Below are 14,614 nucleotides of genomic sequence, written 5' to 3' on the forward strand. Positions count from 1 at the left end.
TAACCGCAGGTCAGACCGGGTGTGGTGGAGTTCCGCTTCAACGTGTGAGCGGACGGCTCGATAGCGCGTCCTGAACCTGCGCACCCGTAGATCGACGGGGGCCGGCTCCGCCCGGAGCCGGCCCCCTCTGTTCCCCGTGCCGGGGCGTCGATCACACCACGGCGAGGCTTGCCGTCGAGCCGATCAGCTCCCGCAGCTTCTCGCGGGTCTCGGCGTCGGTCGAGTACACCACCGTGCCGATTATTCCCAAGGCGGCGGGAGGCGCACCCCCGACGGCCCACTCCCCGTAGACGTTCCAGGGCCGTGCCCAGTCCCCGATGACCACGTCGGCGAGCAGTTTCTGCCCAGGGGACACCTTCGTCCACTTCCAGCAGTAGCCCGCGGACATGCGCGCGCTGTAGCCCTGTGACCGGCGCTCCTCAAGGAGGGCCTCCATCTCCCAGGGGCTGTCCGCGACCAGCAGTTGCATCTTGTCGTCGGGCTCCCAGGTCACGGGACCACCGTCCACGAGCCCCAGCAGGCGCACGACCCACTGCACGTACGCCTCGCTACCACCGCACCGGAACTGGCTGTCCAGCGCCACCACCTGACAGGCGAGGCCCTTGCGCGCGGCAGCCGCCTCGATCTCCGCGACCGTGCCCATCTCGCCGGGGCGGACGACCTGGTGCTCGTCCAACAGGAACACCGGGACGCGCGCGGCGTCGATGAGTTCCTCAACCTTGTGCCTTGCCGGTGCGGTTCGCCGCCCGCGTGTAGCGGTCGGCGGACGTCTCCCGGATGCGGTGGGCCTCGTCGCAGACAAGGACGTCGAGAGCGTTGCGCTCCGCCGTCATGTAGCTGTTGAAGTACTTGAACAGGTTCTGCACCTCGCGCTTCCGGGCACCGGCGACCTTCCTCATGGTCGTGGTGAAGGAACCCGAACCGGTTGCGTGCAGTGCGGTGGAACCCTGCCGGTACAACTCGCCGAGGAGCGACAGGGCGATGACGCTCTTGCCCGTGCCGGGCCCGCCCGTGTGACGATCATGACCTCCTTGTGGTCGGACTGCTTGGCGCGGCGGACAGCGTTGAGGACCGTGCGGTACGCGATTTGCTGCTCGTCCAGCAGGATGAACTGCTCGCGTTCGTGGACCTCCTGGGCGGCCACTGCCATGAGCTGCTTGGACGGCCCGACCTTTCCGGCGATGAGTTCGTCCGCGGCCGAGGCGCCGGATCCTGTCCCGAGCCGTGCCCGCAGGAAGTCGATGTACTCTCCGCGCCGCGCACCGATGAAGAGTTGACCGTGTTGGTCCTGCTCGACTTCGAAGAGCCCGCCGACTCCGAACTCGGTGGCGTTGTGGAGATACGCGGCGCCGCTGATGCGTTCCGGGTGCTCGGCCAGCGCTCCGTTGAAGGAGACGATGTGCTCACAGTAGCCGCGTACCTGGTTGACGGGGTTCAGCACGGCCCGGGCGTACGCGTCGATGCGGCACAGCGACGGATCGTCGTCGTCCTGCTCGGCGCTGCTCCACCGCTTCAGTTCCACGACGACGTACGAGGCAGGCCCGTCTGCGGATGCACGCCGGCCAGCACGGCGTCCGCCCGCTGCTGGTGAGCGGCAGCCCGTACTCCAGGAGCATCTCCACCTGCCCGAGTCCCGCTTCGTAGAGCGCGTTCGCGAGCACCGGGACGCTCCGCTCCCACGAGCGGACCTCGGACGAACTCGGCCGATGGCCGTGCACATGGACGAAATGCTCCGTCAGGCGAAGGACGAGAGCGCCGGAGAGACACTCTGCGGCGACCGCTGCGGCGGAGTCGCGGAACAGCAAGGCATGCCCCCCCAGGCAGCACGGAAGAACTCGTGCGGGTGGGGGCGTGTCCTTCGTGACTCCGCCGGAGCGGAGCGGAAGCCCGGCGGGCCGCAATGACGACCGTAGGCTAACCCGGGACGGGACGGGGTGAGGGCGGGCCCCGGAGGCCCACCCCGCCGCCCCGGCTCAGCCGAAGCGGTGCACCACGACCTGCACGAGCACCCACATCAGGTTCGAGCAGAAGCCCGCCGTGACGCCCACCAGGACGTCGCGGACCCGGGTGCGGTGCTCGGGCGTGTGCTCGACGGTAGCCATACGAATCCGTCCCCTTCGGCTGTGACCGGTGACGGACGCCGGCTGGCTCCCGCCGGGAACGCACCGTGGTCCGCGTCACCGAACCGAAGGACCTACGTCTTCGCAGGCCGTGCCGCGCAACTCCTCCGGGAAGGGCACGTGGTAGTGGCTCACGTCAACGGACGACTGGGCGCGGTGGTCAAGGAGTCAACACCGTGGCCGGGCCGCAACTGTTGCACCGCTACACAAGTGAGGGACGCACGGCCTGGTAACGATCGGTCGCTAACTGAGCGGTCGGAACGTCGACACCGTGAAGGAGAACGTCACCGGCTGCGGGTTCGGCAGGGCGGCGGCCCGGGTGCGGAGGGCGTCGGGGGAGATGTGGTGGGCCGAGGGGGTCATCGTCACCAGGTTGAGGACGTCCGCCGTGGCGAGGGGGGCGACGTACTCCAGCGTCTGGGTGGCTTCACGGCGGAAGGTCGCGGAGAGCGTTTGGTGCAGGCGGTCCTCCTTTGCCGGGTCGACGTTCAGGAGGTTGAGGCTGGTGCGGAGTTCTTGGAGGTGGGTGGGGGTGGGGGTGACCACGAGGAGGGTGCCGGTGGGGTGGAGGACGCGGTGGAACTCGGGGGCGTTGCGGGGGGCGAAGACGTTGAGGAGGAGGTGGACGGAGTCGGGGCGGAGGGGGAGGGGGCGCCAGACGTCCCAGGTGGCCGCTGCCGCGCGGGGGTGGATGCGGGCGGTGGAGCGCAGGGCGTGGGAGGAGGTGTCGAGGCCCAGGCCCGTTGCCGAGGGGAGGGCGTCGAGGACCGCGGCCAGGTAGTGGCCGGTGCCGGTGCCGGCGTCCAGGATCGTGGCGTCGGGGGTGGGGGCGAGGGCGGCGGCGCGGGTGGCGAGGGCTGCCGCGAGCGGGGCGTAGTGGCCGGCGTCCAGGAAGGCGGTGCGGGCGCGGACCATCGCGGGGGAGTCCGCGGTCGCCGGGCCGCGGTGGCCGGTGAGCAGGCCGACGTAGCCCTGGCGGGCGATGTCGAAGGAGTGGCGGGCCGGGCACCGCAGCGTGCGCTCGACCGCTTCGAGGGGGGCCGAACACACGGGGCACAGCAGGACCGAGAGCATCCGGTCGAGCGCGGTGGGCGGTGCTGTCGGCATCTGTGGTCGCTCCTCCGCGGGGTGGGCCGCGGCACGCCGCCTGCGCTCGCCGGGAGGCGTACGGGCCGTTACCCAAGGGTACTGCCGGGGCGATCATCATTTTGACTGCGTCCCGGCGGCCCCGTAACCCGCGTCCGCCAGCTCCGCGATGACCTCCGCATGGCACTGCTCGGGGACGCACCAGCAGCCGAGCCGACGGCCCCGCAGCGCGGGGAGGTGCGCCAGCAGGTCGGGGCGGGCGAGCAGGTAGTCGCGGTAGCGGGCCATGACCTCCGCCCGGGTGCCGTCGCGGCCCGGGCGCCACGGGCAGGACAGCGGGGAGCCGTCGAGGTGCCAGCCGCCGCGGTGCATCGCGCGGCCCACGTAGACGACGTCGGCGTACGCGGGGTCGTCGCGGTGGCCCTTCAGGTTGACCACCGTGGTTTTCGGGCGTGCTGGTGCCATGGAACGGATCCTCGGCGAGGGGCGGGCGGCGCGCCACCGCGGCGGGGCCTCTTGGCGGGGCGGGCCGGGGAATTCGTCGCGCCCCGCCGTACCCCGAACGGCGCGCTGTTTATACGATTCCGAACTGATTCCCGTGCATTCCCCGCACCCCGACGGTCCCGGCCCCCTCCCCGGCGCTACTCGGCAACCGGGCGCATCCCCGATGAGGAGTAGGACACCCGTGGATCCCTTGGACCCCTTCAAGCCGCCAGGGCCCGACCAGCCCGGTCAGCAGCCCCAGTCGGGCCAGCAGCCGCAGGCGCCGCAGCCCGGACCGTACCCCGGGCAGCAGCCCGGACAGCCCGTCCCCGGGCAGCACCCGGCGTACCACCCGTACCAGCAGTTCCCGGGATATCCCGCGCCGCCCGTCGCCCCGACCGTCAACGGCCTCTCCATCGCCTCCCTCATCTCCGGCATCGTCTGCTGCCTGCCGCCCCTCGGCCTGGTCTTCGGGCTGATCGGCCTGCGGCAGATCAAGCGCCGCGGCCAGCGCGGCCGGGGCCTCGCGATCAGCGGCATCGTGCTCTCCACCGTGTCCACGCTCCTGATCACCCTCTTCTTCGCCACCGGCGGCGCCGGCGAGTTCTGGAAGGGGTTCAAGGAGGGGATCGACGAGGTCGCGAGCTACCGGACCGTCGAGGACCTGAGCAAGGGCGACTGCTACGACCTCCCCGGCGCCGGTGACAAGGACGGCAAGGAGGTCTCCGAGGTCAAGATCATCGACTGCGACAGCCCGCACGAGGCCGAGATCACCGGCGGATACACCATCACCGGCTACGACGACTACCCGGGCGAGGAGACCCTCGCGCCCGTGGCCGAACTGCGCTGCGAGGAGATCGACTTCGCGTACGCCATGGACGTGTGGGCGATCCCCGCGTCGATGGAGCCGTACTACTACTTCCCCACCGGCGAGAGCTGGAAGCAGGGCGACCGCCGGGTGAGCTGCGGCTACTCCACCAGCAAGAACGAGAAGACGACCGGCTCCCTGCGCCGGGACGCCAGCACCCTCAACGGCGACCAGCTCGCCTATCTGAAGGCGGAGAACGGCTTCCTGCGCTCGGGCTTCCGGTTGCCCGAGGACGAGTTCACGGCCGCCGCCCATCTGCACCGCGCCTGGGCGAAGGACACCTCCAGCGCCCTCGCCGACTCCGCGAAGGCCCTGCGCGGCCACGCGTGGCAGGGCGACGTGCGCAAGACGGCGCTGCAGCGCGCCGACCAGTTCGACGCATCGCGCGCGCACTGGGACAAGGCTGCGAAGGCCACCAGCGAAGAGGTCTTCTGGGACCACATCTACTCGGCCGACGAAGCGCTGAAGGCCGACACCGAAGTCGCCATCCGCAAGGCGCTGAAGGGCCTGGAGACCACGGCGCCGGCCCAGGAGGAACGCGTCTGAGGCCGTCGGGCCGGGCCCTCGGCGGCGCCCCGGCCCACCGGCCCGGCCTCGTGTTGAAGTCGCCCACTGAAGCACGGGCAAGGCCACGGGCGGGGCGGCGCAAAGGCAGTAGACGCGGTAAAGGCGGTACGGCGGGGCGGCGCAGGGGCAGCAAAGGCGGAAGAGGCCGGTGTCCAGGCCACCGACAGCCCATGACACCGACCTCTTCCCAAGGACGCGCCCCGGCCCCTGCCCGGGCCGCGTCCCGTCCGACGGCGCGCACCGCGGCGCGCGCCTCAGCTCTCAGCTTCGCATCCGACCGTCAGTCGTCGTGCGACAGCCCCCTGTCCACGGTGCGCATCAGCTCGCCGTCCGCGGTGTCCCCGTCGAGGGACCAGAACATCGCGCCACCGAGCCCCCGGTCGCGGATGTACTCCGTCTTGGCGCGCAGCACCTTCGGGTCGTCGTACGTCCACAGGGTGTTGCCGTCGAAGAGCCACGCCTGCCCGTACTTCCGGTACACCTTGTACTGGCCCGACGCGGCCAGCTTCTTCAGCTCCTTGTAGTCCTCGAAGCCCGGCTGGAACTTCGCGGGAGCGGGCTTCTCGGCCGGCTGCCCCATGCCGTCGCCGCCGCCCTTGACGCCCGTCCAGCCCTGCCCGTACGCGGGCATGCCCATCACCAGCTTGTGTGCGGGAGCGCCCCGGCGCAGCCAGTCGTTCACGGTCTGGTCCACGCTGAAGTCGTTCTTCGCGTACAACGCCGACTGCTGGGCCGTGGTCTTCTCGCCGGAGACGTGGAAGTCGTAGCCCTGGAGGTTGACGAAGTCGAAGTCCTTCATGATCTTACGGACCTCGAAGCCCGCGTCGATCTTCGCGGGTGCCGTCGGCACGAAGGCGGAGAGCTCGTAGCGCTTGCGCTTGCCGTCCTGCTGCTTCGGCTGGCTCTTCGCGTACGCGTCGAGCTGCTTGCGGAACTCCCGCACCACCGCGGTGAAGTTCTGCTTGTCCTCGGGACGGTAGACCGTGTCGTCCTCGCCCGACGAGCCCGGCCACTCCCAGTCGAGGTCGATGCCGTCGAAGACCCCGGCCGCCGCGCCCTGTCCGCCGCGCGCGCCGTCCACCGGCAGGTTGCCCTTGATGTAGAGGTCGATGCAGGAGGAGACGAACGCCTTCCGCTTCTCCTCGGTGAGTACCGCGTCGGAGAAGTGCGTGGACCAGCTCCAACCGCCGAGGGAGATCATCACCTTGAGATCGGGGTGCTTCGCCTTGAGCTCGACGAGCTCGTTGAAGTTGCCCGCGAGCCGCTGGTCGGGGGAGTCGGTGACGCCGTCCACGGAGTCGGCGGCGGGCACGGGCCGCTGGTAGTCGGCCCAGGGGTCCGCCTCGCCGGCCGGTCCCTGCATCATGCATGTGCCTTCGGGGCTGACGTTCCCGAAGGCGTAGTTGATGTGGGTGAGCTTGGCAGCCTGGCCGCTGGTGTCCAGGTCCTTGACCTGGAAGTCGCGTCCGTAGACGCCCCACTGGGTGAAGTAGCCGATGCGCTTGTACGCGCGACGGTCGTCGTCGCCGTCGTGGCGGTCCCCGCCGTGTGCCACGGCGGTGGGGGCCAGGGTGGCGAGGAGCGACAGGGAGGTGGCGGCAACAGCGGTCCGGACGAGGTTTCTTCGACGCATGGGGGCTCATTCCTGTGCGTGGTCCCGGCGGGGCAGGGCGCGCGGGCCGGGGCACGGCCGCGCGCACGTGCGCCGGGCTCTTCCGTGAACGGGCGTCGTGCAGCACAGGACGCTATTGGTCTGGACCATTAAGGTCAATGGTTTGATGCGGAACGATCGTTTGTACTCGCGGTAATGCCCTGTCGGAGGGGAACTCCTCACCGTGTGCGAGGCTTTGGCCGGCGGTTGCAGTCGACAACCCACCGTTGCCAGGCTGTTGCTGTCTGTCAATGTGATGGGAGTGGCCAGTGGGCATCGGTGAGCAGCCGGCGTATCTGCGCGTGGCGAGCGACCTCCGCCAGAAGATCGTCAGTGGCTCGCTGCCCCCGCACACCCGGCTGCCCTCCCAGGCCCGGATCCGCGAGGAGTACGGGGTCTCGGACACCGTCGCGCTGGAGGCGCGGAAGGTCCTGATGGCGGAGGGCCTGGTCGAGGGGCGGTCCGGATCCGGCACATACGTCCGCGAACGGCCCGTGCCCCGGCACATCGCCCGCTCCTGCTTCCGGCCGCCGACGGGCGCCAACCCCTTCCGGCAGGAGCAGGCGACCGAGGGCGTGCGCGGCACCTGGGAGTCGCGCAGCGACCAGGAGGGTGCGGGCGAGGAGATCGCGGAGCGGCTCGGCGTCCAGGTCGGCGACCGGGTGATGCGCACCCGCTACGTCTTCCGGGAGAACGGCGAACCGGTCATGCTCTCCACCTCCTGGGAGCCGTTGGAGCTCACCGGGCGGACTCCGGTGATGCTGCCGGAGGAGGGGCCGCTCGGGGGCTGCGGCGTGGTGGAGCGGATGGCGGCGATCGACGTCGTCGTGGACAACGTCTCCGAGGAGGTCGGCGCCCGACCGGGGCTCGCGGAGGAGCTGCTGGCACTCGGCGGGGTGCCGGGGCACGTGGTGCTGGTGGTCTCCCGTACGTATTACGCGTCCGACCGCGCGGTCGAGACGGCGGACATCGTCGCGCTGGCGGATCGTTTCCGGATCGCGTACCGGCTGCCGGTGAAGTGAGCGGCGCGCAGCCCGCGGAGCGACTGCCGGCGTAGGTCGGGACTGCCGGCGAGGGTCCTGCCGACGCGGGTCCGGGCCGTCGGCGCGAGGGTTGCCGGTGCGGGTCCGGGGCGTACGGCCCAGGGCTGCCGATGCGGGCCGGATCGTCGGTGTGCGCCCGGACTGCCGGGTGCGGGCCCGCGCTGTCGGTGCCGGCCCTTATGGTGAGGCTCGTACGACGCTGTGAAGGCGCTGAAGGCCGACGGGTTCGGACCGGCGGCTGCGTACCGACGGCTACGTACCGACCGCTCCGGTCGCGGTGTAACGGGAGAGGCATGAGGGGCGCAGGGGGCGCATTCGATGGTGCGCGCCCCCAGTTTCCTATCTCTTTGTGAAAACCCGTATCCGCTGAGTGAAGGTCAGGCGTAGGCTCCGGCATATGCGTAGTGCGGTTTCCCGGCGATCTTCATACCTGCTCGGACCCACCGGGGGAGGGGAGCGATGAGCGACAGCACGGCCCTGACCTGGCTCGTCATACGCCAGGACGACAACGGCAACCGCTATCGCGTCGGCCAGTACGCCACCGAGGACGAGGCCCAACGCATCGCGGACTCCCTCGATGTCAAGGGGCACAAGCAGCTCTATCACGTGGAGCGCATGGGGCAGTCCCGCCCCTGAGGCCCACGGGCCATGTGGACGTGCGCTGACGACGGCCGGGGCCGACGGCGGGGGCGCGGGTACGCTCCGGCGCATGACTGATCACGATCGCGTGGTGGTGGCCGGAGCCGTGTACGACCGCGGACGGCTGCTCGCCGCGCGCCGCAGCGCTCCCGCGGAGGTCGCGGGGCGCTGGGAGCTGCCCGGCGGCAAGCAGGAGCCGGGCGAGCGGCCGGAAGAGGCGCTGGTCCGCGAGTTGCGCGAAGAGCTGGGCGTCGAGGCGGAGCCCGTCGCCCGGATCCCCGGTGAGTGGCCGCTGAAGCCGGGCTACGTACTACGGGTGTGGACCGTGCGACTGCTCTCCGGCGAGCCCCGACCGCTGGAGGACCACGACGCGCTGCGCTGGCTCGCCCCGGACGAGACCGACGCCGTCGACTGGCTCGACCAGGACCGCCCGGCCGTCGCCGAGGCCGCCCGGATGCTGCGCGAGGGCACCATGGACGCCCCGGTCGACGGTGCGTCGGAGGGGCTGACCGGCACGCCGTGATCCCGCGGACGGTCTCGCTGACGGCCTCGGGTGCGTGGGGCGATGAGGTCGGTGAGGTGGGCAGCGGGCCCCGGATGGGGGGATACCTCAACGGGCATTTCGGGTATGTGATGATTAGCCACCCGATATGGGACGTGGATCTGCTGCTGGTCCGGGAAGTGAAGTGAGCGGTGTGATCGACACCGACAGCCCGAGCGCCGAATGGACCTTCCCCGCCGAGCCCGGCGCCGTGCGCTCCGCCCGCCACGCCGTCCGGGACACCCTCCGGGACTGGGGACTGGACCACGGCGTGGGCGACGTGACGGTGCTGCTGGTCAGCGAGTTGGTCACCAACTCCCTGCGGTACGCCTCCGGCCCCATCGGCGTCCGACTGGTCCGCCGCGAGCAGGTCGACACCACCCCCTCCCTCCTCGTCGAGGTCTCCGATCCGCTGCCCGACCCGCCCGTCGAGCGGACCGCCGCCCCCGACGACGAACACGGACGCGGACTGCAACTCGTCGCGGGATCGGCCCGCCGTTGGGGTACCCGACGTGGAAGTACCGGCAAGACGGTGTGGTTCGAGCTGGCTCTGGCCGGTTAAAAGTGTGAAGGGACAACGATCACGGCTGACACGGCGCAAAATGAACGAGACCGTGCTGTGATCGTGAACGCCGTGTCCGGCACGGCCGTAGTGCTGAATACTGCGGTCATGGCCGGTCCGGTGCGGTGAGCTGGAGGGGACGGTCGCGTGAGCGAGATACCTGGGACGTCGGGCGGTGCCGTGTGGCAGAGCAGCCCGCCTGGCTCGATCTACGACTACATCAAGGTCGCCTCGTTCTCGATAGGCCCCGACGGGCTGGTCGACCAGTGGAGCGGGCGGGCCGTGGACCTGTTCGGCATCACGGCGTCCGAGGTCAGGGGCCGTGACCCGATCGAGGTGCTGCTGCCGGAGGAGTTGCGTCCGCGCGGCCGGCACCGGGTCAAGGAGATACTCGACGGCAAGGAGTGGACGGGCCTCGTGCCCTTCCGACTCCCCGACACCGCGCGCGGCCACGGCCTCGCCGAGGTGTACGTGATGCCGACCGAGACGGAGAGCGGCGAGCGCGCCGCGCTCTGCATCGTCGTGGACGTGCGGGCCCTGCGGCAGATCGAAACCGACCTCGCCGCCTCGCAAGCCATTTTCGGCCAATCGCCCTTCGGGTTCGTGCTGTTCGGCACCGATCTGAAGGTGAAGCGGGCCAACGAACGCTTCGCCACCGTCTTCGGCGGCAGCGCGGACGACCACCGCGGACGCACCGTCCACGACTACCTGCCCCGCGGCGAGGCCGACCGGATGACCGCCGCGCTGCGCCGCGTGCTGGAGACCGGCCAGTCCGCGATCGACCTGCAACTCATCGGCGCGTGTCCCGAAACCGCCGAGCGCAGGCACTGGTCCATCAACCTCTACCGCGTCCACAGCGGCACCGGCCGGACCATCGGAGTGGCCGGCATCGGCACCGATGTGACGCGCCGCCACGTGGCCGCTCGCGAAGCCGCCAGCGCCCGGCGCAACCTCGCCCTCCTCAACGAGGCCAGCGCCCGCATCGGCAACTCCCTCGATCTGGAGACCACCGCCCGCGAACTGCTCGACGTCGCCGTCCCCGGCTTCTGCGACCTCGCCTCCGTCGACCTGTACCAGGCGCTGCTCGCGGGCGACGCGGCACCGCCCGAGCGGCAGGCCGCCCCCGCCCCCGGTGGCGGGGGCCGGGGCAGCGCCGCCCTGCGCCGGGTCGCCTTCGCCAGCGCCGTGTCCGACGCCCCGCTGATCACCACCCCCGGCTGCGGCTCCCGCGGCCGCACCCCGACCGCCGTCGGCGAGGTCCACCGCTACGGCGCCGAATCGCCCTGCGCGAAGGCGCTGCGCACCGCCCGCGTGCACACCATCCCCGCCGAGGACGGCGGGCTCGTGCAGTCCACCCTCGCCGTGCCCCTGGTGGCGCACGAGGTCGTGGTCGGGCTGGTGCAGTTCTCCCGTACGAAGGGCAGCGAACCCTTCGGCGAACGGGACCGGGCGCTCGCGGTCGAACTCGCCGCCCGCGCCGCGGTCTGCATCGACAACGCCCGCCTCTACCGCAGGGAGCACGAGCGCGCCCTCATCCTCCAGCGCAGCCTGCTCCCGCCGGGCGACCCCGAGGCCGCGGGCCTCGACATCGCCTGCCGCTACCTGCCGGGCAACACCGCCACCGAGGTCGGCGGCGACTGGTTCGACGTCATCGAACTGCCCGGGCACCGCACTGCGCTCGTCGTCGGCGACGTCATGGGCCGCGGGCTGCGGTCCGCGGTGGCCATGGGCGAGCTGCGCACCGCCGTACGGACCCTGGCGCTGCTCGACCTGGAACCGGCGGAGGTGCTGTCCGCGCTGGACGAGATCGCCCGCGGTCTCGGCGGCCCCAGCGGAGCGCAGCAGGGCGCCCGCGCCGCGCACCGGTCCCGCGAGGCCGACCTCTCCGAGGTGTACCTCGCGACCTGCGTCTACGCCGTCTACGACCCGGTCACCCGCCGCTGCACCTTCGCCAACGCCGGCCACCTGCCGCCCGTCCTGGTCGAGCCCGGCGAGGAGCCGCTGCTGCTGGACGTGCCCCCGGGGATGCCGCTGGGCGTGGGCGGGGAGCCGTTCGAGGAGGTCGAGGTCGAACTGCCGGAGGGCGCACTGCTCGCGCTCTACACCGACGGCCTCGTGGAGTCCCGCGACCATCCGCTGGACGAAGGGCTACGGGCCTTCCGCGCGGCGATCGCGGCCCCCGCGAAGTCGCTCGCGCGACGGGACGAGGGGGTGTCGCGGCTGTCCCTGGAGGACGTCTGCGACCACGTCCTCACCACCCTCGACACCCGGCACGGCGAGGACGACATCGCCCTGCTGATGGCCCAGGTCCGGGGCCTGCCGTCGGACGCGGTGGGGGACTGGACCCTGCCGCGGGAGCCCCGCTCGGTGGGCCGCGCCCGTGAGCTGTCCCGCGCGCTCCTGGTCTCCTGGGACTTGGAGCCCCTGGTCGACACGGTGGAGCTGCTGGTCAGCGAGCTGGTCACGAACGCGCTGCGGTACGGGGAGGGTGAGATCCGGCTCCGGCTGCTGCGGGACCGCACCCTGGTGTGCGAGGTCTGGGACTCGGGCCTCGTCCAACCGCGCCGCCGCCGCGCCCGCGACACCGACGAGGGCGGACGCGGCCTGCAACTCGTCGGCCTCCTGAGCGCGGCGTGGGGCTCGCGCCGCACCCCGCGCGGCAAGTCGGTCTGGTTCGAGCTCGCCCTCCCGGACGGGGGTTCGTCGGAACCGACGGTGGAGCAATTGCTGAGCATGTTCTGAGCGGCGGTGCGCCGCGGGGCGCGTACGCCGCCCGCGTCCGCAGAGGTGTGGCAGGGACGTCGGGGCCCGGGCCCGAGGCGGCGTGCGGCGTGCGGGGGCTGCGCGGAGCCCGTGTGAGGTCGAGTCGCGGGAGGGGAAACGCGGACATAGCCTCCCCATGTGACACGAATCGCCCGCCGGCTGCTCGCCACCGCGCTGGTGGCGTCCTGGGCGCTGGGCAACCCCCTCCTTCCTGCCACCGCCACCGCCACCCTCGCGCCGCTCGACGAACCCGTCACCCTCTCCCGCGACGGGCAGATCACCGACCGCGTCGACGCCCTCGGCACCCGTACGGGCGACGTCACGCGCGCGCTCGACCGGTTGTACGACGCCCAGCGGCTCCAGCTCTTCGTCGTGTACGTACGGGACTTCTCCGACCACACCGCCCAGGACTGGGCGGACGCCACCGCGCGCCGCAACGGGCTCGGCACGGACGACGTGCTGCTGACCGTCGCCACGCACGAGCGGCAGTACGCGTACTGGGTGGCCGCCGCGTCCCGGCTCACCGATGCGCAGCTCGCGGACGTCGCGCGGACCGCGATCGTGCCGCCGCTGCGGCAGCACGACTGGGCCGGCGCAGCGATCGGCGCGGCCGACGGATATGACGCGGCGCTCAGCGGGCAGCCCGTGCCCACTCCCGCCGTCACTCCCGGCGACCCGGACCCCGGCGCCGCGCCCGCTGGCACCGGCGCCGGTGACCTGGTGCTGCCGGTCGGGGTGGCGGTCGCGGTCGCCGGCGCCGTCGGGTACGCCGCGCTGCGGCGCCGCAAGCGCAGCGCGACCCGTACCACCCCGCAGGGCGGTCAGACGGGCTGGGGCGGCGCGGCCGACGCGGGGCCTCCCCTCCAGGAGCTGGACGCCGCCGCCCGGCAGGCGCTCGTCGACACCGACGACGCGCTGCGCACCAGCCAGGAGGAGCTGGGCTTCGCGACCGCGCAGTTCGGCGAAGCCGCGGCGAAACCTTTCGTCGAGGCCGTCGCCCACGCCCGCGAGCAGCTCAACGCCGCGTTCCGGCTGCGCCAACAGCTCGACGACGCGTTCCCGGAGGACGACGCCACGCGCCGCCGCATGCTGACCGAGATCGTGGAGCGGTGCTCGGAGGCCGACCGCCGGCTCGACGCGGAAGCGGAGGACTTCGACCGGCTGCGGGACCTGGAGCGCACCGCACCCGACGCGTGGGAGGCGGTGCGCGCCGCGTGGGCCGAGCTGGACGGACGGGTGATCAGCACGGAAGCCGCGTTCGCGGTGATGCAGCAGCGGTACGCACCCTCCGCGTCCGCGCCGGTGGCGAGCGACCCCGTCCAGGCCCGGGACCGGCTCGTCTTCGCCAAGACCGCCGTCGACCGGGCCCGTACGGCGCTCGACGGCGCCGACCCGGCGACCGCCGCCGTCCAGATCCGCGCGGCCGAGGGCGCGCTGGCGCAGGCGACCCGGCTGGTGGAGGCCGTGGACCGGCGGGCGCAGGAGATCGCCGAAGCGGTGGGCGCACTGCCCGGCGCGCTCACCGAGACGGACAGCGACCTCGCCGAGACCCGCGGCGTACTGAAGGGCACCGCGCCCGAGGAGTCCACCGCGTCCCTCCAGGGCCGCATCGCCCGGGCGGAGGCCGTGGCCGCGGAGGTGCGCCGGGAGATGGCGGCCGAACGGTACGACCCCATCGACGCGCTGCGCCGGCTCGATGAGGCGGACGCCGCGCTGGACGAGGCGCTCGCGGGCGCCCGAGCGGCCGACGAGGAGGTGCGGCGGGCGCGCGGGCTGCTCGGGCAGGCCACGCTGGGCGCGCGCGCCGCGGTGGGTGCGGCGGCGGACTACGTCGCCACGCACCGCGGCGCCGTCGGCAGCGAGGCGCGCACGCGACTGGCGGAGGCGCAGCGCCGCCTGGAGCTGGCGGCCCGGCCGACCACCGACGGCGGGGGCGCGGGCGACGCGCGGACCGCGCTCGCCGAGGCCCAGCAGGCCGACGCGTTGGCCCGGGAGGCGCTGCGGATCGCCGAGCAGGACGTACGCGCGTACGGAAACCGCTTCGGCCCCGGCGGCGGCGCGGCCGGTACGGGCCCGGGCATCGGCAGCGCGGGCGGCGGCCTGGGCGGCGCGGTCCTCGGCGGGATCATCCTCGGCGGGCTGTTCGGCGGAGGAGGGGGCGGGGCCGGCGGTGGGTTCGGGCGCGGCGGCGGCTTCGGCGGCGGGGGTTACGACGGCCGGCCCGGCAGCTTCGGCGGCAGCGGCACCCGCGGCCGGATGGGCGGGGGTCGTTTCTGACCGTCACGGCGCGG

At 72.4% G+C, this 14,614-nt stretch carries 11 protein-coding genes and 1 pseudogene; 7 read left to right on the top strand and 5 right to left on the bottom strand.

Annotated features, from left to right (window positions below; translation table 11 throughout):
* Window positions 1-151: 151 nt before the first annotated feature.
* The 4 genes and pseudogenes from AB0E05_RS10470 to AB0E05_RS10485 form a co-directional block, all read right to left on the bottom strand.
* Window positions 152-1,805 (bottom strand): annotated as a pseudogene (locus AB0E05_RS10470) (DNA/RNA helicase domain-containing protein).
* Between the two features lie 168 nt (window positions 1,806-1,973).
* Window positions 1,974-2,102, bottom strand: coding sequence for a DUF6408 family protein (locus AB0E05_RS10475; protein ID WP_361961418.1), 129 nt, complete (start codon window positions 2,100-2,102; stop codon window positions 1,974-1,976).
* 261 nt (window positions 2,103-2,363) lie between these two features.
* Window positions 2,364-3,227, bottom strand: coding sequence for a putative RNA methyltransferase (locus AB0E05_RS10480; RefSeq protein ID WP_361961420.1), 864 nt, complete (start codon window positions 3,225-3,227; stop codon window positions 2,364-2,366).
* A 96-nt stretch (window positions 3,228-3,323) separates the two neighbouring features.
* Entirely contained in the window at window positions 3,324-3,671 is a 348-nt protein-coding gene (locus tag AB0E05_RS10485) for a DUF4326 domain-containing protein (protein WP_361961422.1), read from the bottom strand.
* Between the two features lie 220 nt (window positions 3,672-3,891).
* On the opposite strand from AB0E05_RS10485, the gene AB0E05_RS10490 reads away from it, so the two are divergent.
* The gene (locus AB0E05_RS10490; protein WP_361961424.1) at window positions 3,892-5,103 is read left to right on the top strand and encodes a DUF4190 domain-containing protein; all 1,212 of its coding nucleotides are present in this window, start codon (window positions 3,892-3,894) and stop codon (window positions 5,101-5,103) included.
* Window positions 5,104-5,404: 301 nt separating this feature from the next.
* Here AB0E05_RS10490 and AB0E05_RS10495 read toward each other — a convergent pair whose 3' ends face one another.
* Window positions 5,405-6,757: a glycoside hydrolase family 18 protein gene (locus AB0E05_RS10495; RefSeq protein ID WP_361961426.1), complete on the bottom strand. Its 1,353-nt coding sequence runs from the start codon at window positions 6,755-6,757 to the stop codon at window positions 5,405-5,407.
* Between the two features lie 287 nt (window positions 6,758-7,044).
* Here AB0E05_RS10495 and AB0E05_RS10500 point away from each other — a divergent pair, with 287 nt between their 5' ends.
* From AB0E05_RS10500 to AB0E05_RS10525, 6 genes are all read left to right on the top strand, one after another.
* Window positions 7,045-7,797, top strand: coding sequence for a GntR family transcriptional regulator (locus AB0E05_RS10500; RefSeq protein WP_361961428.1), 753 nt, complete (start codon window positions 7,045-7,047; stop codon window positions 7,795-7,797).
* Between the two features lie 480 nt (window positions 7,798-8,277).
* Window positions 8,278-8,454: an SPOR domain-containing protein gene (locus tag AB0E05_RS10505; RefSeq protein WP_361961431.1), complete on the top strand. Its 177-nt coding sequence runs from the start codon at window positions 8,278-8,280 to the stop codon at window positions 8,452-8,454.
* 73 nt (window positions 8,455-8,527) lie between these two features.
* Window positions 8,528-8,980, top strand: coding sequence for a (deoxy)nucleoside triphosphate pyrophosphohydrolase (locus AB0E05_RS10510; protein WP_361961433.1), 453 nt, complete (start codon window positions 8,528-8,530; stop codon window positions 8,978-8,980).
* Between the two features lie 163 nt (window positions 8,981-9,143).
* The gene (locus tag AB0E05_RS10515; protein WP_361961435.1) at window positions 9,144-9,560 is read left to right on the top strand and encodes an ATP-binding protein; all 417 of its coding nucleotides are present in this window, start codon (window positions 9,144-9,146) and stop codon (window positions 9,558-9,560) included.
* A gap of 147 nt (window positions 9,561-9,707) precedes the next feature.
* Window positions 9,708-12,302 carry a SpoIIE family protein phosphatase gene (locus AB0E05_RS10520; RefSeq protein ID WP_361961437.1) on the top strand — a complete coding sequence of 865 codons (2,595 nt, stop codon included), beginning with the start codon at window positions 9,708-9,710 and terminating at the stop codon, window positions 12,300-12,302.
* 159 nt (window positions 12,303-12,461) lie between these two features.
* The gene (locus tag AB0E05_RS10525; protein WP_361961439.1) at window positions 12,462-14,600 is read left to right on the top strand and encodes a TPM domain-containing protein; all 2,139 of its coding nucleotides are present in this window, start codon (window positions 12,462-12,464) and stop codon (window positions 14,598-14,600) included.
* The last annotated feature ends 14 nt before the right edge of the window (window positions 14,601-14,614 follow it).

Origin of the sequence: Streptomyces sp. NPDC048057 (assembly GCF_040653095.1) — a bacterium.
GTDB lineage: Bacteria > Actinomycetota > Actinomycetes > Streptomycetales > Streptomycetaceae > Streptomyces.

Excerpts from the sequence above, each read along its gene's own strand:
- AB0E05_RS10475 (WP_361961418.1), bottom strand. The coding sequence starts at position 2,102 with ATGGCTACCGTCGAGCACACGCCCGAGCACCGCACCCGGGTCCGCGAC.
- AB0E05_RS10480 (WP_361961420.1), bottom strand. The coding sequence starts at position 3,227 with ATGCCGACAGCACCGCCCACCGCGCTCGACCGGATGCTCTCGGTCCTG.
- AB0E05_RS10485 (WP_361961422.1), bottom strand. The coding sequence starts at position 3,671 with ATGGCACCAGCACGCCCGAAAACCACGGTGGTCAACCTGAAGGGCCAC.
- AB0E05_RS10495 (WP_361961426.1), bottom strand. The coding sequence starts at position 6,757 with ATGCGTCGAAGAAACCTCGTCCGGACCGCTGTTGCCGCCACCTCCCTG.
- AB0E05_RS10505 (WP_361961431.1), top strand. The coding sequence starts at position 8,278 with ATGAGCGACAGCACGGCCCTGACCTGGCTCGTCATACGCCAGGACGAC.
- AB0E05_RS10510 (WP_361961433.1), top strand. The coding sequence starts at position 8,528 with ATGACTGATCACGATCGCGTGGTGGTGGCCGGAGCCGTGTACGACCGC.